This window comes from Proteiniphilum sp. X52 (assembly GCF_003712195.1).
Taxonomy (GTDB): domain Bacteria; phylum Bacteroidota; class Bacteroidia; order Bacteroidales; family Dysgonomonadaceae; genus Proteiniphilum.
The window spans coordinates 436623-456938 of sequence record NZ_RDSD01000001.1 but is presented as its reverse complement, the minus strand read 5'-3'; the positions used below and the strand labels follow the sequence as shown (position 1 = coordinate 456938).

Annotated in this window: 21 protein-coding genes; 10 read left to right on the top strand and 11 right to left on the bottom strand. The window is 47.4% G+C overall.

Annotation, left to right across the window (positions count from 1 at the left end; genetic code table 11):
* Nucleotides 1-57: 57 nt before the first annotated feature.
* The 5 genes from rseP to D7D25_RS01645 all read right to left on the bottom strand — a co-directional run bounded on the left by rseP (nucleotide 58) and on the right by D7D25_RS01645 (nucleotide 4971).
* Nucleotides 58-1380, bottom strand: coding sequence for an RIP metalloprotease RseP (rseP, locus tag D7D25_RS01665; RefSeq protein WP_122967214.1), 1323 nt, complete (start codon nucleotides 1378-1380; stop codon nucleotides 58-60).
* Between the two features lie 41 nt (nucleotides 1381-1421).
* Complete coding sequence (locus D7D25_RS01660; RefSeq protein WP_122967213.1) at nucleotides 1422-2594, bottom strand: 1-deoxy-D-xylulose-5-phosphate reductoisomerase; 1173 nt, start codon at nucleotides 2592-2594, stop codon at nucleotides 1422-1424.
* A 105-nt stretch (nucleotides 2595-2699) separates the two neighbouring features.
* The gene (gene rimM, locus D7D25_RS01655; RefSeq protein ID WP_122967212.1) at nucleotides 2700-3221 is read right to left on the bottom strand and encodes a ribosome maturation factor RimM; all 522 of its coding nucleotides are present in this window, start codon (nucleotides 3219-3221) and stop codon (nucleotides 2700-2702) included.
* A gap of 6 nt (nucleotides 3222-3227) precedes the next feature.
* The gene (locus tag D7D25_RS01650; RefSeq protein ID WP_122967211.1) at nucleotides 3228-3821 is read right to left on the bottom strand and encodes a DUF4290 domain-containing protein; all 594 of its coding nucleotides are present in this window, start codon (nucleotides 3819-3821) and stop codon (nucleotides 3228-3230) included.
* 172 nt (nucleotides 3822-3993) lie between these two features.
* Nucleotides 3994-4971 carry a glucosaminidase domain-containing protein gene (locus D7D25_RS01645; protein ID WP_122967210.1) on the bottom strand — a complete coding sequence of 326 codons (978 nt, stop codon included), beginning with the start codon at nucleotides 4969-4971 and terminating at the stop codon, nucleotides 3994-3996.
* Nucleotides 4972-5087: 116 nt separating this feature from the next.
* On the opposite strand from D7D25_RS01645, the gene cdd reads away from it, so the two are divergent.
* A complete protein-coding gene (cdd, locus tag D7D25_RS01640) occupies nucleotides 5088-5567 on the top strand; it encodes a cytidine deaminase (RefSeq protein ID WP_122967209.1) in 480 nt (159 codons plus the stop codon).
* On the opposite strand, the gene D7D25_RS01635 is transcribed toward cdd, so the two are convergent.
* Nucleotides 5559-6056 carry a DUF4348 domain-containing protein gene (locus D7D25_RS01635; protein ID WP_122967208.1) on the bottom strand — a complete coding sequence of 166 codons (498 nt, stop codon included), beginning with the start codon at nucleotides 6054-6056 and terminating at the stop codon, nucleotides 5559-5561. The two genes, cdd and D7D25_RS01635, sit on opposite strands and share 9 nt — an antisense overlap.
* A gap of 154 nt (nucleotides 6057-6210) precedes the next feature.
* On the opposite strand from D7D25_RS01635, the gene D7D25_RS01630 reads away from it, so the two are divergent.
* The 5 genes from D7D25_RS01630 to D7D25_RS01610 all read left to right on the top strand — a co-directional run bounded on the left by D7D25_RS01630 (nucleotide 6211) and on the right by D7D25_RS01610 (nucleotide 11784).
* Nucleotides 6211-7053 (top strand): DUF4922 domain-containing protein, encoded by an 843-nt coding sequence (locus tag D7D25_RS01630; RefSeq protein ID WP_122967207.1) that lies wholly within the window; start codon nucleotides 6211-6213, stop codon nucleotides 7051-7053.
* A gap of 59 nt (nucleotides 7054-7112) precedes the next feature.
* Nucleotides 7113-8345: a phosphoserine phosphatase SerB gene (gene serB, locus D7D25_RS01625; RefSeq protein WP_185140196.1), complete on the top strand. Its 1233-nt coding sequence runs from the start codon at nucleotides 7113-7115 to the stop codon at nucleotides 8343-8345.
* A 24-nt stretch (nucleotides 8346-8369) separates the two neighbouring features.
* Nucleotides 8370-9281, top strand: coding sequence for a hypothetical protein (locus D7D25_RS01620; RefSeq protein WP_122967205.1), 912 nt, complete (start codon nucleotides 8370-8372; stop codon nucleotides 9279-9281).
* A gap of 62 nt (nucleotides 9282-9343) precedes the next feature.
* Nucleotides 9344-9535: a hypothetical protein gene (locus tag D7D25_RS18215; RefSeq protein WP_148038822.1), complete on the top strand. Its 192-nt coding sequence runs from the start codon at nucleotides 9344-9346 to the stop codon at nucleotides 9533-9535.
* Between the two features lie 29 nt (nucleotides 9536-9564).
* Nucleotides 9565-11784 (top strand): tetratricopeptide repeat protein, encoded by a 2220-nt coding sequence (locus tag D7D25_RS01610; protein WP_122967203.1) that lies wholly within the window; start codon nucleotides 9565-9567, stop codon nucleotides 11782-11784.
* Nucleotides 11785-11795: 11 nt separating this feature from the next.
* On the opposite strand, the gene nadD is transcribed toward D7D25_RS01610, so the two are convergent.
* The 4 genes from nadD to D7D25_RS01590 all read right to left on the bottom strand — a co-directional run bounded on the left by nadD (nucleotide 11796) and on the right by D7D25_RS01590 (nucleotide 14729).
* Nucleotides 11796-12386, bottom strand: coding sequence for a nicotinate (nicotinamide) nucleotide adenylyltransferase (gene nadD / locus D7D25_RS01605; RefSeq protein ID WP_122967202.1), 591 nt, complete (start codon nucleotides 12384-12386; stop codon nucleotides 11796-11798).
* A gap of 81 nt (nucleotides 12387-12467) precedes the next feature.
* Nucleotides 12468-12716, bottom strand: coding sequence for a GlsB/YeaQ/YmgE family stress response membrane protein (locus D7D25_RS01600; protein ID WP_122967201.1), 249 nt, complete (start codon nucleotides 12714-12716; stop codon nucleotides 12468-12470).
* A gap of 241 nt (nucleotides 12717-12957) precedes the next feature.
* Nucleotides 12958-14100 carry a carboxynorspermidine decarboxylase gene (gene nspC / locus D7D25_RS01595; protein WP_122967200.1) on the bottom strand — a complete coding sequence of 381 codons (1143 nt, stop codon included), beginning with the start codon at nucleotides 14098-14100 and terminating at the stop codon, nucleotides 12958-12960.
* An 80-nt stretch (nucleotides 14101-14180) separates the two neighbouring features.
* The gene (locus D7D25_RS01590) at nucleotides 14181-14729 is read right to left on the bottom strand and encodes a nitroreductase family protein (protein WP_122967199.1); all 549 of its coding nucleotides are present in this window, start codon (nucleotides 14727-14729) and stop codon (nucleotides 14181-14183) included.
* Nucleotides 14730-15031: 302 nt separating this feature from the next.
* Between D7D25_RS01590 and D7D25_RS01585 the strand changes: the two genes are divergently transcribed.
* The 4 genes from D7D25_RS01585 (at nucleotide 15032) to sucD (ending at nucleotide 18687) form a co-directional block, all read left to right on the top strand.
* The gene (locus D7D25_RS01585; protein WP_158602507.1) at nucleotides 15032-15703 is read left to right on the top strand and encodes a hemerythrin domain-containing protein; all 672 of its coding nucleotides are present in this window, start codon (nucleotides 15032-15034) and stop codon (nucleotides 15701-15703) included.
* The gene (locus D7D25_RS01580; protein WP_122967197.1) at nucleotides 15696-16298 is read left to right on the top strand and encodes a response regulator transcription factor; all 603 of its coding nucleotides are present in this window, start codon (nucleotides 15696-15698) and stop codon (nucleotides 16296-16298) included. The genes D7D25_RS01585 and D7D25_RS01580 overlap by 8 nt, the downstream gene beginning before the upstream one ends.
* Nucleotides 16299-16566: 268 nt before the next feature.
* Complete coding sequence (gene sucC, locus D7D25_RS01575) at nucleotides 16567-17712, top strand: ADP-forming succinate--CoA ligase subunit beta (protein ID WP_122967196.1); 1146 nt, start codon at nucleotides 16567-16569, stop codon at nucleotides 17710-17712.
* Between the two features lie 108 nt (nucleotides 17713-17820).
* Nucleotides 17821-18687 carry a succinate--CoA ligase subunit alpha gene (gene sucD / locus D7D25_RS01570; RefSeq protein WP_122967363.1) on the top strand — a complete coding sequence of 289 codons (867 nt, stop codon included), beginning with the start codon at nucleotides 17821-17823 and terminating at the stop codon, nucleotides 18685-18687.
* Nucleotides 18688-18756: 69 nt separating this feature from the next.
* Here sucD and D7D25_RS01565 read toward each other — a convergent pair whose 3' ends face one another.
* Entirely contained in the window at nucleotides 18757-20184 is a 1428-nt protein-coding gene (locus D7D25_RS01565) for a Gfo/Idh/MocA family protein (RefSeq protein ID WP_122967195.1), read from the bottom strand.
* Between the last annotated feature and the right edge of the window lie 132 nt (nucleotides 20185-20316).

The following is a 20316-nucleotide window of genomic DNA, read 5'->3' as shown; positions in this document are numbered from 1 at the left end:
TATTGATTTTCTCATTTGTTGATTTTCAAATTTGCGACTAAATCATACCCCAGAGTGTCAATTAAAAATAGCCCTGACCACATCCATCCCGTTGGCGTACAGCACCAGTCCTAAGAGCAGGATCATCCCTGCCACCTGGGCGTATTCCATAAATTTCTCGTTGGGCTTCCGCCGGGTGATCACCTCATAAATAAGGAACATGACATGGCCACCGTCGAGTGCCGGAATAGGCAGGATATTCATAAAGGCAAGGATTACCGACAGGAAAGCAGTCATCATCCAGAATGCCTGCCAGTTCCACTGGGCGGGGAAGAGGTTTCCGATCGCTCCGAATCCACCTAAGGAAGAAGCGCCCGCTTTGGTGAAGACATATTTAAATTGTGCCACATAATCTTTTAATGTCTGTATGCCCAATCTTATCCCTGCCGGGAATGACTCGAAGAATCCATACTCAACCGTAACGGTCTGATAAAGCTGTCCCAATCCCATTGCGTAGAAACCTAAAGTTCCGGCCGAATCCACCTCTATGGTTGCGGTTTGTAATGTTCCGTTCCGGTAATAATCGAGGGTAACCTGTTGGTTTCGATGGTGGTCAAGAACTGCCCGCAGATCGCTAAAAGCGGGTGTGGACACACCGTTGACTCCCACAATACTATCACCGGTAACCAACCCGGCCCGTTGGGCAGCTCTTCCCTCTATTGTCTGATATACCACGGTAGGAATCCTCTCAACGGCAAACCCTTCTTTATCTTTCAGCAGGTTTTCCATCAACCCTTCCTGCATGGTCAGTTGCACCTCCTCGCCATTACGCAGCACGGTCACCTTTTCGGCATTGGCCACATCCAGCAATGTGCGCACACCGAAGCGTTCCAGTTCCTTATTGTCGGCCCGGAGCAAAATATCCCCGTCCTGAAAGCCGGCCCGGTGTGCCGCCTGGCTGAACTCCATCCCTTGCGTCACATTTTTCAGGGGAAGATAGGTGTCATTCCAGGTGAAGAGCACCATGGAGTAGATAAAAAATGCCAGCAACAGGTTAAACACCACACCCGCCAGCATTACCAGCAGCCGCTGGCCCGCAGGTTTAGAGCGGAATTCCCACGGCTCCGCGGGACGCGACATCTGCTCCCTGTCCATCGACTCGTCGATCATCCCTGCTATTTTCACATAACCGCCCAAGGGTAACCAACCGACACCATATTCAGTATGGCTGTTTTTGGGTTTGTGGCGGAAGAGTGCGAACCAGGGATCAAAGAAAAGATAAAATTTCTCCACCCTTATCTTGAACAGCCTCGCGAAGATATAATGCCCGAATTCGTGTACAATCACCAATATCGACAAACTCAAGATGAGTTGTGACGCCTTAATTAAAAATGTCTCCATTCAGTTATTATCGCACACACCTTGCCGGTGGTGCTGTTTTATCAATTAGTAAATTCAATTATTTGTTCTCTCGCTATCACCCTTGCTTCGGCATCGCTTTGCAGATAGTCGCTTAACGACGGTGATTGCACGAACGATACTTTCCGCATGGTTTTTTCTATCAAATGGCTCATTTGCATATAGCCTATTTTTTCCTGTAAAAACAGTTCCACCGCCACTTCGTTGGCAGCGTTCAGTATACAGGGCATATTCCCGCCTGCCGCAATCGCCTCATAAGCAAACAAAAGACCGGGAAATCTATCCGTATCAGGTGCTTCAAAAGTCAACTGCGACAGTTCGAGGAAATTCAGTGGCCTGACATCCGACCTGAGCCTTACCGGATAGGAAAAGGCGTACTGGATAGGCATACGCATGTCGGGGTCTCCCAATTGGGCTATCACGGAGCGGTCTTCGAACTGCACCATGGAGTGAATGATCGACTGAGGATGGACGAGCACTTCGATTTGCGTCGGTTCCACTCCAAACAACCATTTGGCCTCGATCATCTCTAATCCCTTGTTGATAAGGGTGGATGAGTCGACGGTGACCTTTTCACCCATACTCCAATTGGGATGGGCCAACGCTTCGTTGCGGGTGACGTGCCATAATTGCTTTTTCGACAGCGTGCGGAAAGGACCTCCCGAAGCCGTAAGCAATATTTTCTCCACCTTATTGTCGCCTTCACCGTTCAAGCATTGAAAGATAGCGGAATGTTCCGAGTCGACCGGCAAAATAGGCGTTCTATGTTTCAACGCCAACAAAGTGATCAGCTCACCAGCTACCACGAGCGTCTCCTTATTTGCCAGCGCGATGGTCTTTCCCGCTTTTATTGCGTTTATGGTAGGTTGCAAACCCGAGAAACCGACCATGGCCGTAAGAACCATGTCAATCTGTTCGTCCTGCACCACCTGCTCAACGGCTTTGCTTCCACACCACACCTTGATGGGCAGATCACTCAGGGCATCCCTCAACTGCTCATATTTCGACTCGTTGGCAATCACCACCACTTCGGGGAGAAAGGCGCGTGCCTGTGCGATAAGCAACTCGACCCGGTTATTAGCCACCAAGGCATATGCCCCGAATCGGTCGGGATGACGTGATATAACCTCCAGGGCCTGTGTTCCAATGGAACCAGTGGAACCTAAAATGGCGATATTTCGTTTTCCATCTTCCATAGGGAAATGATCATCTGCGGTAAAGCATGCAAAGATAATAAAAATTCAGGGTTGTTTTTTCCCGGATCGGGCAAGGAGTTTACGATTATTCCGGGCATACCGGGTTCATTCATCGACCAATCCTTCCGGGAGATACATTTCAATCAGGTTGTTCTCTTCATCGATAGCAACGATAAAATCCTCCGTAGCCGGGATCAGGTGTTCCTTTCCATCTTTTCTCACCACAAAGAGCACATTCAGGGTGGAATCGTCCACCTCCTCTATGACCCCTAATTTTACTCCATGGTGATCGACAACAGTGAATCCGGTGAAGTAATCCCAACCGGCCATTGTTTGCTCTTCCTGTGATTTCACCAATTCCCGCGACAGATAAACATCGGTGTTGACGTATCGAGCCGCCGCTATCTCATCGTCGACATCTTCAAACTTTACCCGGGCGGTAACATCGGTTGAATAAGTAAACTCCTCCACAAAGAAGGGTACGGGAATACCCTCTATTTCCAGAAAATAATATTCTGTTTCCACATCGGCATACTCCGCCTTACGAAACCGGATAATCATTTCACCCTTTATTCCGTGAGGTTTCTGTGTACTTCCCACCCGAAGGATATCTTTTCCGGAAATCACCCTTTGTTATTTTCTGCGTTGATACTTGATATTTTTCAATTTATCCCGGTTGGCATTTACTTTTACCTCGGGGATCACATACTCTTGGGTGTCGATCTTTATTTTGCCTTCCGACAATAGGTGCAGGTCGTGAAATATCTTCTGATCATCCGGCTCCTTGTTCCATTGGGAATAGGAGCGTTTCATCTGGCTGAGTAATAACTTCACCAGGTAGTTTTTCTTATCGCCTTCCTCCATATTGGCAGCGATCCTGATCATCCTTTCCATGATTTTGCCATAATGGCGGTACTGCATTGTGGGGCGGCTGTAATCGAGGTGTCCGGGAAGAGTATTCAGCTCCTCCCTGGTGATCACTTCATAGGGATATTCGATATCGAGTTTAAAGTCCGACATAATAGCCAGATGATCCCATAGAATATGTTTGAAATTGTTCACATCACGAAGGTGCGGGAACATACTCCCCATAATATCGATAACAGTATAGGCGCATTTTTTGCGTTCTTCGGGGTCTTCAATGGCCACGCAGTGATCTACCATATTCTGGATATTGCGTCCATACTCCGGCAGCGCCAGCTTTTTCATTTGTGTGTTGTATTGCATCTCTGTATTACTTTATTATTTATCCGGAAGCACCAGAAATCTATACTGGCACCCGGTTTTATTTTTTTATATATCGTTAATGAACAGTTCGGCGGATTTCCACTTGATAAACACATAATCATAGCCGACAAGCCGGGATATCAAGTCACCTTTCCACCTTTCCACCTTAAAATCACCTCAACTTCAGAATATCACCCTCTTCGGGGACATATTCATAGCTTTTTTTATTAAGCCGGTATAAATTACGCAGTTGAATGCCATATTTTTGTGAGATACTGTACATGGATTCTCCCACTTGTACGGTATGGAACTCATACGGCTTATCAGCACGCGTTTTCTTCTTTTGAAAATAGACCATATCACCTTGGCTCAACGGAAAATCTTCAGGCACTTCGTTGAATTTCAACAGCTCTTTTTCCTTGAACCCGAACTCCCGGGCGATACTGCTGAAGGTATCGCCATCGACAGCAATCACATATACCAAACCGTGTGTGATATAGGGCTGGTGCGTCCAGGTTACCCGCTCCGCCTCTCTTTCGCGCTGCTCATTCCGTTCCCTGCGACTGACCCCTTTACGATACTTCGCATCATCAAAACGATACAACTCGTAATCCTCTATCAGCTTTATCAATTTGTTGGCGTACGCCCTGTCGGTGGCATAACCCGATTTTTGCAATCCTCTTGCCCATCCTTTATAATCAGTAATAGAGAGAGCGAACAAAGCTTTATAACGACTGCCATAGGCCAAAAACTCAGAGTGGTCCTGATAAGAATCCTCCACGCTTTTATACTTCCGAAAGCAATCGCGGGGCGTGTCATCGGCAGCATATACCGTTCCCCCATTCCATCCCCGGTGGCATTTAATCCCGAAATGGTTATTGGAGCGCCGGGCCAGATCACTCAATCCTGCTCCCGATTCGAGAATCCCCTGCGCCAGTGTGATGGATGCAGGGATTCTGTATTTCTCCATATGCTCTACCGCCAGATCACTGTATTTACGAATATAATCCTCATAAGTGCTCACCCTGACCTGTGCCGACAGGTGATGAGCGGGCGCAAATAAAAAGGAGAAAACGACAAAGAGCGGTAAAATATATCTATATTTGTGAAAAAAATTCTGTGATATGCGATAATCAAGCATGTAACCCATTTTAAAGAGACTCGTTTGATGTGCTGATTTGACAATATATAATTCATTGATTTGCAAATAGATAAATCAGTAAACATCTGATTATTCTGTGCTCCCTTCATTAAAAAAACAATTCTATGAGAGAAATCAATTTAACCACAAAGATAGCTGTTTATCCGTTAGTGGAATGCTCCGAAATGGAAAAAAAACTTATCGAGGCGGCGAAAGAGGCAACAAAAAAAGCCTATGCACCTTATTCGGGGTTCAGAGTAGGTGCCGCTGTCTTGTTGGGAAACGGTGAAATTATCTCCGGCAATAATCAGGAAAACGCCGCTTATCCGTCGGGATTATGTGCTGAAAGGACTACCGTTTTTTTCGCCAATGCCACCTATCCTGATCAGAAAATTGAAGCCATCGCTGTCGCCGCCTGGTATAACGGTCGGTTCACCGATGAAGTGATCACCCCCTGTGGTGGTTGCCGGCAGGTGTTGTTAGAGACGGAGAACCGCTTCAACGCGTCAATAAAGATATTGATGTATGGCAACGAAGCCGTCTATGTGCTGGAGAGTGCAAAAGACCTGCTACCGCTCAGTTTCGGAGATGAGATGTTAAAATGACGCTTCATAGAGTGTCACCAGATACCACTTCTTATCGATCAGGGTAAAGTAGTAATCGGCATAAATACCGTTATTGATCCCACGGATCTCCACCACAGCGGTATCTCTCCCGTAGCGCACGCCTTGATAATACTGATCGTAAGGGCGTGTCAGATAAGTGCTGTCATAGGTAAGGTCAAGCAGTTCCCATTCATATCTCCCGATCGTCTCTTCGACGGGAGCCATTCCTTCATCCTCATCATCAGGGACGATCACGTTGATCGGAAATTTGATCCGCTCCAGCTGGAAAGACTCCTGCGTGCTGAACTTACGGATAAACTGGTCGAAATTCTCCTCTCCTGAGATGGTTTCCTCTCGGCTGTCTGCCCTACTAGTTTCCGTTTCAGCCCTTCCTTTACCCGCCATACGGCCTTTCTTTTCCGTAGACTCCGCACAGGAGAAAAGGAAAAGGGCGAGCAAGCAGAAAAAGATATGCTCCGAAATTTTCATTGTTGAGTAGACATTTTCTGTTATTTATTACACAAAGGTATAAAAATTAAGGTGATAATCAAACAGCGACCCCACTATTTTTATTTCCCGGCACTTCCATAGAGAGTAAAAGAAAATATCCTTATCTTTGCTTTTATAAAAAAATCGGTACTGAATGGATCTTCAAAGGGAAATAAGCCATTTGTTTTCTGCACAACAGAGAGATTGGGAACAATTAAGAGATGGTATTTCACAGTTGGACAACCTGCGGGAAAAAGAGTTTGCATGGGGCGACGATTACCGGGTAAGACTACAGTTCAATCCGGCACGGATGGTTTCCACGGCGGCAACAATCAGCAAGGAGGCGATTGAAAAGCGCCCCTGTTTTCTATGTGAGGCCAACCGGCCCGCTCAACAAAGGGGAGTTCCTTTTATGGGAAAATATATCATTCTCTGTAATCCATTTCCCATTCTGAGAAACCATCTCACAATCCCTCTCCATTCGCATGTGCCGCAACGTATCCGTAAAAAAACAGCAGACATGCTCACGCTGGCGGAACAACTCCCCGATTACCTGGTCTTTTATAATGGTCCCCAATGCGGTGCTTCCGCCCCCGACCACTTCCACTTGCAGGCAGGGCTCAAAGTTCCTTTGCTTATGCAGGGTGATAACGAACTTCGTTCCTGTCTGCAAATCGAAAGTGAAAACAAAAACGAAACCCAGGAACTTTTCGAGGATGTATACCAGTACCTCCATCATCTTCAGCCGGAAGAGACGGAGCCGATGATGAACGTGATCGCTTTTACGGAGGATAACAAGTATAAACTCCACATCTTTCCGCGTAAAGCACACCGTCCGGGACATTATTACGAGAAAGGGAAAAAACAGTTACTCGTCAGCCCGGGCGCGCTCGATATGGCCGGAATGATGATCTGTGTAAGAGAGGAGGATTTTGAAAAAATCAGCCAACAGGACATTGAAGATATTTATTCACAGGTATCTATGCCTGTCATTTAAAACGGGAAAGAGACCGGCGACGAGGTTCATTGCCATAACAGTACAATATTATCGTAATAATGGAAAAATCAGAAATCATTTTACTCAATATCAACGGAGAAGACAAACCTGGCCTGACAGCCGCCCTGACAGAAATCCTGGCTAGGCACGGGGCATTTATTCTCGACATCGGACAGTCGGATATCCACCGGAATCTGTCACTGGGCATCTTATTCAGATCAAAGACCACCATTTCCGGAGAGATCATGAAAGATTTGCTGTTCAAAGCCTATGAGATGGATGTGAATGTCCGGTTCACACCTATCTCGGACGAAGAATACTCCAACTGGGTGGGACTGCAGGGCAAGAACCGTTATATCATCACGCTGCTGGGAAGAATACTTACGGCTAAACAGATCGCCGCCGTCTCGAAGATTATAGCTGAGCAGAATCTCAATATCGACAATATAGTGCGCCTGACCGGCCGCATGCCCCTTGACGAGAAACAGCGGGCGGCACAGTCATGTGTGGAACTGTCGGTAAGAGGCACACCGGTCGACCGCCAACAGATGCAGCAAGCATTTTTGGAACTCGCCTCTTCGCTCAACTTCGACATATCCTTTCAGGAAGAGAGTATGTTCAGGCGCATGCGCAGGCTTATCTGTTTCGACATGGACTCTACCCTCATTCAAACGGAGGTGATAGATGAACTGGCCGAAAGAGCGGGTGTGGGCAGCCAGGTAAGAGCCATTACCGAGCAGGCTATGCAGGGTGAAATTGATTTCAATGTAAGTTTCCGGCAGCGCGTAAAATTGCTAAAAGGCCTGGATGTTTCCGTGATGAAAGAGATTGCCGAGAATCTGCCCATCACCGAGGGTGTGGACCGGTTGGTGAAAGTATTACAAAAAGTAGGATTTAAAACCGCCATATTGTCAGGTGGATTCAGTTACTTTGGCAATTATCTGAAAGAGAAATACGGATTCGATTACATGTATGCCAACGAATTGGAAATTGAGCATGGGAAACTCACCGGAGACTATCTGGGTGACATTGTCGATGGCAAAAGGAAAGCGGAGTTATTAAGGCTCATTGCCCAGGTGGAAAGGATCGATCTTCGGCAAACGGTGGCCGTTGGCGACGGGGCCAATGATCTGCCCATGCTGGGAATAGCCGGCCTGGGCATCGCTTTTCATGCCAAACCAAAGGTGAAACGAAACGCAGATCAATCTCTCTCCACGGTAGGGATTGACGGCATCCTCTATTTCCTTGGATACAAGGACTCTATGCTCGACAGCGAAATTATCAACAGTTAATTTGTTCACTAAAAACAGGGTGGTATGGATTTTGCAGAGATGTTATTAAATCGCTTCGACGGCGAGGCGGAAATGAAAAAAAACAATAGCGCATTGATCTGTTTCTCCATGTTGGAAACAGGTAAAATATTGACCGGGCTGGCCACCCGAATGATCCGGTCGAAATCGGAAAAATCGTCCATCACCCTTCTCTATTTTATCGACAAATCGGAGGAGATGCGACTCAGTGAAGAGATGGACGAATACAAGCACAAGATCATCTCCGGCCTTATCTCCGCGGAAGAGAGGGAGAGGATCACCCTTCGCCTGTTCATTCGATCCTCCGACGATTATTATGCGGATATCATAAGGATCTCTGAAGAGCAGAAATCCAATCTGATTTTATTGGGTATCCATAACAATGAGTTTAACTCCAGCTTGATGAAAAAGTACGGGCAACTCAAAAGTGACCCCAAGTACTCCGACTCCTTCATCCTCGAACAATTCGAAGAGAAGGAAGCCGGAAGCCTGAAAAGTATCAACGCCCTGTTCAGTCGCAATACGGTAGCTGCCGGTCTGTTCATAGACTGCGGGATCACGCAGTTCAGGAAGTTATTCATTCCCCTCCTGCAGAAATCCGATATCCATATCTTCACTTATCTTTACCGGATTGCCCAGCAGGAGAATGTGAAGATCATGATCTGGGATGCGATCGGCATCATTGAATCAGATGCGAAAATGCAGAAACTCTACCAGTTCATCGCAAAGAAGAGCGAAGGACGGATTTACTTATGGGACAATGACAAAAAGATAGGGTGCGACTTTATTAAGGAGCAGGATCTTGTTATCATCGGCACGGAAGGATGGAGTAAATTGATCTGTACCCCACTGCCGTGGACAGATTGTCTCCCGTCGACGCTGATCATCAAAGAGGCGACAAATTCAATCCAACTATGAAACGAGCATGATAATCGTTCTCACCCAAGTTCATGATTAAATGCGAGTTCCATACGATACTTTTGAATTTTTCCGTTAAGCTAAATGAGCTGGGAGAAGCTTGCCTCTACCATGTCATAGCGAGAATTGAAAATAGAGGAGCGAAGGCGACTCAATTGACAGGAAGAGGAGCCAAGGCGACTCAATTGACAGGAAGAGGAGCCAAGGCGACTCAATTGACAAGAAGAGGAGCGAAGGCGACTCAAATAGTCTAACTTTAGTGAAAATAAATAGTTTTAATCGTATGAATCCATCCGATATAAGGAAAAAACTGGCAACCATCTACTCATATATCGAACACAAGCAACTGAAAGATGCCCTTGAGGGTATCAAAGAGCTTTCCACCATACAGCAGAGTTGGGCGGTTTCGGAAAAAATAGCCGAGCTGACGACCAATTATCAATTCATGCTGCACTATCTGATTGAAGGTAAAAAAGACCCGGAACAAAAACGTGTTTACAACAAATTGACCCGCGATATATATACTTTGGCGGAAGATGCAGCCGAACAACTGCTCCTGCAGGAAAGTTCATCCCTTTTCTTCGATAAAACAAGATTGATGAACGCGCGCGCGCCTGTGACGATAGAGGAGTACAGGATTCTTATCACCAAACAGGCAGACACCCTCTCTTTCATCGATCTGCTGGAGGATGGGCCCGAGAAAGAGTCCCGTATAAGGCAGACCACCATCACACGCGAAAACACGCAACAAGATCTGTTCTATACGGTCTTTGTCTCTCCCAGGGCAAACGGCGATTTCATCACCTCGTGCCGTAATTTCATGGAAGACCGATCGGTCCCGCGGCAGGATAAAGCGCTGTTTATCGCGGCACTAATGATGAATATCCTGCAACGCTTCGACGCCCGGAAAATTGAATTGCTGCTCGACCTCTGCAACCACCCGGAAACGGAATTGGCTCTCCGGGCGATAACAGGCATCATCCCCATATTCCAGATATATAACTCCCGGTTAGAACTGTATTCGGGGTGCTGCGACCGGCTGAAACTGCTGTCGGATGACAAAACCTTCGGACATCGTTTTATCGCGGCTATTATCGGCTTCATTCAGGCGCATGAGACGGAAAAGATCACAAAAAAACTGACCGAGGAGATCCTTCCCGAAATGATGAAACTGAGTCCGATGATCGGTAAAAAGATAAAATTAGACGAATGGATGGGTGAAACCGGCTTCGATGAGAAGAATCCCGAATGGCAAAAGATACTGGATGAAACCGGGCTGACGGATAAATTACAGGAATTTACCGAATTGCAGTTGGAAGGTGCCGACGTCTTTCATTCTACTTTTTCAAATCTGAAGTCTTACCCCTTCTTTCAGCAAATGAGTAATTGGTTCCTTCCGTTCACACCGCGGCACAGCAGCATTCAACCATTCTTGGCCAACCGTTCCGAAAAAGATTCGCTCGTGGAAGCGCTTTCAGGATCGTCCCTTATCTGCAATTCCGATAAATACTCATTCTGCCTTAGCATAATGATGATGCCTGAAAATTACCGGAAGATGATGGCTTCCCAACTAGGGGCCGAAAGCGATGAGCTGAAAAAGATGCAGACAGAGGAAGAGGCACTCAAGCCTTTCCGAAAAGAGGAAACGATGATCAAGCAGTATATCCAGGATCTTTACCGCTTCTTTAAACTCTTCCCCCGCCGCGGCGAATTCCCCGATATCTTTGAACTGCCCCTCAACTACCATCGTTTGCCGGCATTTCAACCGGTAGTAATGCAGCCCAATCATTTAGAAAAGATAGCTCTCTATTATTTCGAGAAAAATAATTTCAACGAAGCTCTCAGTGCCTATGCCCTACTGGCAGAAACGGGAAGCGGCAAGAGTGAGATATGGCAGAAAATAGGCTATTGCCGGCAGATGCTGGCTGATATGAAAGGGGCATTAGAGGCCTACCTGCATGCCGATCTGATAGAAGGGAACAACACATGGGTGCTAAACCGCATTGCCTATTGCTACAGGGTGCTGAAAGAACCCATCACCGCCCTGGAATACTACCGCCGTGTGGAACAGTTTCGTCCCGACGACCTGAATATTCAACTCAATATCGGACATTGCCACTTGGAATTGAAAGAGTATGAAAAAGCGCTCAACTATTACTTCAAGGTGGAGATGATCAACAGCAATAATACCCGCGCGTGGCGCTCCATTGCCTGGTGTGCTTTCCTGTCGCGCAAACTCGATGTGGCGGAGAGATATTACTCCCGCATATTGGAAGCTAAACCCAATGCTCATGATTATCTCAATGCCGGCCATGTGGCTCTATGCCTCGAACAGACGAAAAGATCGGTCGAGATGTATAAACTCTCGCTCGAGAAAGCGGGCAGTTTTGAGATATTTGAATCGATGCTCGACGAAGATAAGAAGGAATTGAAAGAGGCAGGGGTAGACACTACCATATTACCGATCATTCTGGACAAGATAAGGTACGACAAGGAAGGATAAAGCCACCTGTCTTATTTCTTTCGGTATAGTCGGTTTTGGATTATAAAATCATACACTTTGGGAGGAAGAAAAGCGCGCATGTTTTTTCCGTCGCGGATACTTTCACGGATAAATGTGGAAGAGAGTTCAACTATGGGAGCTTCCACAAGCCGGACAGACAGAGCAAATTCATCCGGTATCACCACCTCTTCACTCAGTCTCGGATAAACAACGATCCGATAGTTTTTCATCAGCCGGCCGGCCTCTTTCCATCTGTGGAACTGCTTCCAGTTATCGCCGCCGATGATAAGGGTGAAGTCTTTATCCGGATACATCTTCGTCAGTTTTGTCAAAGTATCTATGGTATAGGAAGGGCGAGGCATATGAAATTCCACATCAGAGACAGTCATATGATCGAATCCCTCCAGAGCCAGGCGCACCATCTCCAGGCGCATGTCATCATCCAACAGATTTCCGGGCTCTTTGAGCGGATTGTGCGGTGTGACCACGAACCACACCTCATCCAAATCGGTGAATTCGCAGAGATAGTTTGCCAGAATGAGATGCCCGGCATGAACAGGATTGAATGATCCGCAAAAAATACCAATACGCTGTTTTTGCATAAATCGGGGTATCATTTAAACAGAAAAACCGATGTGCATACACTTACACATCGATTTTTTTATTATTTCCCAGGTGTTCCCTCACCTGTTCTTTTTAAAGAGGGAAACGATCCAGAGCAGCAATATAGCACCTACAAGCGCCGTAACAAGGCTGCCTATCACGCCACTTCCGGTACTGATTCCCAACAGGCCGAAGACCCAGCCCCCAATGACGGCACCCACGATGCCTACCAGGAGGTTCACCAGAAAACCGAAACCTCCGCCTCTCATCAAATTACCCGCCAGCCAACCGGCAACAGCACCTACAATAATCCACCATAACCAACTCATAACTAATTGTTTTTAATGTTAATAATTTTTTAATTAATTGAATAAAACAGCATGAGAGCTTTTCTCACACCAGAATCCTTTAAAATCGAAACTTGTCCCGCTATGCCGGGATTCCATATAAAACCGTTGAAAATAAATCTTTGAATCATATGAAATCAAGTTTCTCAATTTGTTAAACGTTATCAGTCTGGAAATTGTTTAAAAATATCCTTGTTTTCGACAAGCGAACACACCGGTTGATTTAGCTCATCCTCTGTTTATAATCCTCATAACCGAACCGACGATAGAGTTCGAACTCTCCTTCTGTAGTCCAAAGTCCGATGGAAGGGTGAGACACACCATTGAACATAGTAGTCTTCACGATCGTATAATGGATCATATCCTCGAAAACTATCCGGTCGCCCACCTGCAGCGGCTCGTCGAAAGACCAGTCCCCCATAAAATCACCGCTCAGACAACTGTTTCCTCCCATCCGGTAGGTGGGTTTGCCGGGAACGGGGTCTTGGCTGGCTCCGCGGATGCGCGGCTTATAAGGCATCTCCAGGCAGTCGGGCATATGACAGGCGAATGACACATTCAGCATGGCGGTCTTGATCTCTCTGTTTTCCACAATATCCGCCACCGTCGCCACCAATACGCCGGTTTCCCAGGCGAAAGCACTGCCGGGTTCCATAATAATTTCCAGATGAGGGTAACGTTCCTTCAAGCCGGTCAGTACCCGTATCAGGTGTTCCACATCATACTTCTTATGCGTGATCAGGTGTCCTCCGCCAAGATTAAGCCACTGTATCTGCCGGAAAAGGTGCCCGAACTTTTGCTCCACCACCTCCAGTGTCTTCTCCAGATCGTAAGAGTTATTCTCACACAGATTATGCAGGTGTAATCCTGTGATACCCTCGGGCAACTCTGCCCCAATCCTGTCGGAGGTGACACCGAGTCGCGAGCCGGGGGCGCTGGGATTGTACAGGTCTGTATCCACCACCGAAAATTCAGGATTAATCCTTATTCCGCATTCTATTTTCTTTCCCGACGCTCGTACCCGCGGATAGAAGCGCTCGAACTGGGATAGGGAATTAAAGGTAATATGGCTGCTATATTTCAGGAAGGATGGAAAATCGGAATCAGTATAAGCGGGCGCATAAGTGTGGGCGGGGCTCCCCATCTCTTCGAACGCCAACTGTGCTTCAGCCACAGAACTGGCAGTGGAATGCCCTATATATTCCCGTATGATAGGAAATGACTTCCACATGGCAAATGCCTTGAAAGCCAGAATAATCCGCACGCCGGCGCGCTCCTGTACCGATCGTATCAACCGGAGATTGTCGCGAAGGAGTTCCTCTTCCATCACAAAACAGGGAGAGGGTATTTTAGAAAAATCGATCATCACATTCAATTATAATTACTAATGACTAATCAGCAAAAGGAAATCAGCTAATTCTCCTTTTCGGCATCAATTGTCAACTTTCAATTTTCAATTCTCATCGGCCTATATGTTCCGATATGTACTTTTTCCCAATGAAGGTTCTCCAGATCGGCCGGAGTTCTCTCCTTCTCTTTTTTACCAAAGGCTATCACGCACAATACTTCCAATGGCATGGGGATCTCCAGCAGTTGATTGATATATTCACCTGCCGACATGGTGTCGGAATAATTCCGATTCCTGACCTGCACCCAGCAACTCCCCACACCCAACTCTTCAGCCTGCAACTGCATGTTCATTGCGGCGATGGAGGCATCTTCCACCCAAGCATCACTTATCAGGGGGTTTCCCAAAACCACAATGGAGAGAACGGCATCGGCAATGAATGAAGCACTACCGGGCTTACAAACCGATAATTTGGCCAAGGTTTCTTTCTCTTCCACCGCGATAAACTCCCATGAGTGCCTGTTCTTGGAAGTAGGTGAAAGCAGGGCCGCCTCCATAATTTTCCGGATCTCATCGGGAGATAACAATTCCGCACTGAATTTCCGGATACTGCGGCGCCGGAGCAATAAACTTTGAAAATCGAACATTTTTTTTTAATTAGGAACGCAATGATACAAAAAAATCCGGGATAAAGTATTATTTTCCGGAAAATAGAGACGGATTACCCAATATTCATATAGAACCATTCTAAATTACCTTCTTTTTTTTACTATTTTTGCACGACTATTTCACCCAATGGAGGCAGAGACAAAATCTATTTTAAATGTTTCCGCCAAAGAACAGAGCCGGAAATAGTGGGATATAATTCAAACATGCTAACTTTAGTGGAAAAAACAGACTCCAAGGTATGTATCATTCTTCAAGAACAAGAGTAAAGCCACATATGAAAATGGCCGATCTGATTGACGGCAACCCTTACCTGTTGCTTATGTTGCAACATTTCAACATCGACTTCCGGGTAAGCGATCGCACCCTGTTGCAGCTTTGCCATCAGTATGGTATCAGCGAGCGGCTGTTCCTCAGCATTGCCAATCTTTATAATGGATCCGGAACCGGAGGAGAGCAACCCTTCACCAGGAAGGATCTGCTGCAGGTGATCGATTTTCTGAAGAGCAGCCACAACTATTACAGATTCGATAAATATCCGCAAATCAGCGCCTATATTCGTCAACTTCAGGAAAATCATCCCGAAAAAGAATTGAAGTTGTTGGAGAAATTCTTCAATGAATATTTCACGGAGGTCAGGGAACATCTCGATTACGAAGATGAAGTGGCTTTTCCCTATTTCATCACACTCTTAGGCGACGATAAATATAAGAACGACCGGCAAGTTTATTCCTCCAGGGAATACAGCGACCATCACACCGATATAGAGTTGAAGCTGAAGGACCTGAAAAACCTCCTGCTCAAATATATAACGATCGATAACGATTTGGATCTTCGTCGTAAATTGTTCATGTCGCTTTATGAGCTGGAGTTCGATCTGTACATTCACTCTCTGATAGAGGAAACCATCCTGATTCCCTCGGGGGTGGATATTGAAAGGGAACAAAATGAATAAGTCCACACTCCACATAGCTATTTTGGAATCTTCGAAAATCATCTGCGAAGGTATACAGGCCATTCTTTATCAATCGGACATGGATTGCCGGATCCGCAGGTTGGGAACCTTGGACGAGTTAATCGAACTCCTCGAATCCAATCCGGTTGACATACTAATAGCCAATCCGTTACAGTTTGTAAACCGGGAAAAGGAAATCAGGAAGATCAGGAAGAGTTATCCTTCCCTGTCCATTGCAGGCATCGATTTCGGCATGATGCACAAACCGTCCACACTGACCGATGTCACTTTTACTCTTTACGATTCATCCGAACATATTTTGCACCTGCTCCTGAAACTCGACAAAAAGAGCCAATCCCATTCAAACGAAAAAGAGGGAGAAGAGAACCTCACCAGGAGAGAGGTCGAGGTGCTGACCGGCCTTGTCAACGGAATGTTGAACAAGGAAATTGCCGATGCGCTGAACATCAGTATCCACACAGTGGTAAGGCATAGGAAGAACATCGCAATGAAAACGGGGATCCGCAGTCAGTCGGGACTCACCATCTACGCTATTTCCAAGAAAATCATCTCCATTGAGGATATAGATCTTTAGTTGAACCAGAAACTCCTTATTTTGTTAAACAAATTAACGCAATGAAGCGTTCTCCATTAACACTGTTGGATTTCTTAATAGCTTTACAACAATTTTTAATCATCATAAAATTATATATGAAAAGGTCCCATGGAACGAGCATGACAATGAAACAATAAAATAATTCATATGAAACCGGCATGTTTACAATAATCATTACACAGCCCAAGGGAATGAATATTTTGCGCATCAAAGGTTCCATATACCGAAAAAAAAATAAGATAATCGTATGAAAATTCATGAATATCAGGCAAAAGAATTATTTGCGACATATGGAATACCCGTCGACAGGAGTATTGTGTGCCGTTCAGTGGAGGATGCAGTCAAGGCGTACAGCCAACTGGATTCACAAAAGGTAATCGTAAAAGCACAGGTACATACCGGAGGCAGGGGAAAGGCCGGGGGAGTGAGGCTGGCTAACGGAGAAGTGGAATTACGCAAGCATGCCGCCGCAATTCTCGGGATGGATATCAAGGGATTCACTGTCGACCGTATCCTGGTAGGCCAGGCAATCAACATTGAAAAAGAGTATTATGTGAGTTACGTCATCGACAGAAAGTCGAAATCGGCGATCCTCATGTCAAGCAAAGAGGGGGGAATGGACATTGAAGAGGTGGCCCGCACCTCACCCGAAAAGATCCATAAGATCGAGATCGACCCTTCGACAGGTATGCCCGATTATCTGGCCCGCGAGGCTGCGTTTAAACTATTTGACGACATCAAACAGGTGCGCCAGGCTGCCGTAATCCTCCAAAAGCTCTATAAATTGTTCATGAGTACCGATGCCTCTCTGGCAGAGATCAACCCGCTGGTACTTACCAAAGAAGGAGAGATCATGGCCATCGACGCGAAGATGACATTCGACGACAATGCACTCTTCAGGCATCCCAAAATAGCGACACTCAATGAGCCGACAGAAGAGGAGAAAAAAGAGCAGAATGCCAAAAACAAAGGATTCAGTTATGTGAATCTGGGAGGGGAGATAGGATGCATGGTAAATGGTGCCGGCCTGGCAATGGCCACCATGGATCTGATCAAGCTCTATGGCGGCAACCCGGCCAACTTCCTTGACATAGGAGGAAGCTCCAACCCTACAAAAGTGATTGAAGCAATGAAACTGCTGCTAAGCGACCAGAATGTGAAAGTGGTATTGATCAATATCTTCGGTGGCATCACCCGGTGTGACGACGTGGCAAAAGGATTGCTGGAAGCCATCAAACAGATAAAGACAGCTATTCCCGTTGTGATACGGCTTACCGGAACCAATGAAAAAGAGGGACGCGCGCTATTACAGGGTAGCGGCCTTCATGTGGCCGAAACGATGGGAGAAGCTACCGAAAAAGCGGTCTCGATGTGCCACCCAATGTGCCAATAAGGCTAATGTGAATAATGTGCCAATAAGGCTAATGTGAATAATGTGTCAATAAGGCTAATGTGAATAATGAAATTTAATTTTTCACTTTTCACTTTTAATTTACAAAATATGAGTATCCTGATAGATAGCAATACCCGAGTGATCGTGCAGGGGATAACCGGCCGCGATGGCGGATTCCACGCATCAAAAATGAAGGCCTACGGAACCCATATGGTGGGAGGGACATCACCCGGCAAAGCGGGGGAATTTGCAGACGGAATTCCTGTGTTTAATACGGTAAGGGATGCAGTAGCGGAAACCGGGGCCGACACATCAGTCATCTTTGTCCCGGCTCCCTTTGCGAAAGACGCCATGATGGAAGCTGCCGATGCCGGGATAAAACTGATCGTCACCATTACTGAAGGTGTGCCCACTCTGGATGTGATAGAAGCATACCATTACATCAGACGCAAGGGCGCCCATCTCATCGGCCCCAATTGTCCCGGATTGATTTCGCCGGAAAAGAGCCTGGTAGGGATCATGCCTTCCATGATCTTCAAACAGGGAGGCACCGGTGTGATCAGCCGCAGTGGCACGCTTACTTATGAAGTAGTTTACAATCTCACCCAAAAAGGGATTGGACAATCCACCGCAGTGGGTGTGGGCGGTGATCCGGTGGTAGGCCTCTATTTTATAGAGTTACTTGAAATGTTCGAGAAGGATCCCGAGACCGATTCCATCGTGCTGATCGGCGAGATCGGGGGTGATGCCGAAGAACGTGCCGCAGCATATATCAGGGAACATATAACCAAGCCGGTAGCCGTATTCATTGCCGGTCAGCAGGCGCCCCCCGGAAAACAAATGGGGCATGCGGGTGCCATCATTTCCAGTGGAAGCGGCACCGCAGCCGAAAAGATCGCGGCTTTCGAGGCAGCAGGTGTGCCGGTAGCAAAAGAACCGAGTCAGATCCCGGAGTTGTTAAAAAGAAGAAGATAACCCCGCATACATAAAAAAGCGAGCCTGTAATGGGAACTCGCTTTTTTGGTTTTACGCTTTTCGGTTTGTTCAATCGACGAATGCATGCCTGAATCCCCGGATTTTATTCCAGTTGCCGCGGGTGAAGTCGGGCACCTCCACCGCAGAGTTGTCGTTCTCTATCGAGATACGGCTCAACTCGGCCAGGCTGCACCATTCCGCCAGGTCATACACATCCATGTCCAACGGTAGTCCGTTGCGGAGACAGTAGATCAACCGGTAATCCATGATAAAGTCCATTCCCCCATGGCCGCCCACTTCCTTGGCTTTCTCCTCCAGCTCGCGGTGGATGCGGTGCTTGTACCTGTCCATCAAGGCGTCACGCACTTCCTGCGGCACATAATTATGGGCGCTCAGGTTCTCATGGTCGGGCACATCCCCTTCGGCCAGCACATCACCCTGGAGGGCGTAACCCGGCGTCGGGTACTTGTTGGCAAAGCCCTTGGTGCCGCTCACCTGGTACATCCGGCTGTAGGGACGCGGTGAAGCCACGTCGTGCTGGATATGGATCGTCCTGCCCTTTTCAGTGCGGATCATCGTCATCGTGTGCTGGCCGTTGGCAAACCGGTAGGCGCTGTCGCGGTCCACGCCCCTCTGTTCGATCAGGTATTCGGGGATGTTCACCGGTTTGGTGTCCATCGCCACCAGGGTGTTCATCTTGTCGCCACGGTGGATGTCGAGCACCTGCGCTGCCGGCCCCATGCCATGGGTGGCATACACGTCACCCCGGAACTCCCGGTTGTACTGCAGGCGCCAGTCCCCTTCGTAATAACCCCAGAAATCGCTCAGGTCGTGGATATAGGCTCCCTCGGCATGGAGCACTTCACCGAAAAGGCCCTGTTGGGCCATGTTCAGCGTGGTCAGCTCAAAGAAGTCGTACACGCAGTTCTCCAGCTGCATGCAGTGTTTCTGCGTCCGTTCGGCGGTGTTCACCACCTCCCAGATCTCTTCCAGGGTCATGGCGGCGGGCACCTCGCAGGCCACATGCTTGCCCTGCTCCATGGCGTAGACCATCATCGGGGCGTGACGTTTCCAGTCGGTGGCGATATAGACCAGGTCGATGTCGTCACGCCGGCAGAGCTCCTTCCAGGCCTCTTCACCGCCGCTGTGGGAGGCGGCGCGGGGCAAGCCGGCCCTCTGGAGGATTCCCTGGGCCTTCTCCACCCTGTCTTCGTGCAGGTCGCACAGGGCCACGATCCTCGTCCCCGGGATGTGGGTGAAACGCTGCACGGCGCCCGGGCCGCGCATGCCCAGCCCGATAAAGCCGACGCGCACGGTGTCCAGTTTTTCGGTCACCAGCCCCAGCACGTCTTTCTGTCCCGACGGCCGGGCGGGCACTTCGGTGCGGATGGGTTGGCACTTCCCCTCTTGTCCTTTTGTCCCCCGCGTACCGTTGGTACAGCCGGGCAGGAAAATGATTGCCAGCAGTATGGCAAAGGTTGTCAGTTGTTTTTGCATAAGATTTTTTATTTAACGTTGATAATATAAATCCATACCATTTTTTATATCCGTCTTACCTTCATGAAAAGCCACAACACGCACTTTAAATGACTATGGTTCGCTAAAACCTCATCAGTATCTCATCTCCGA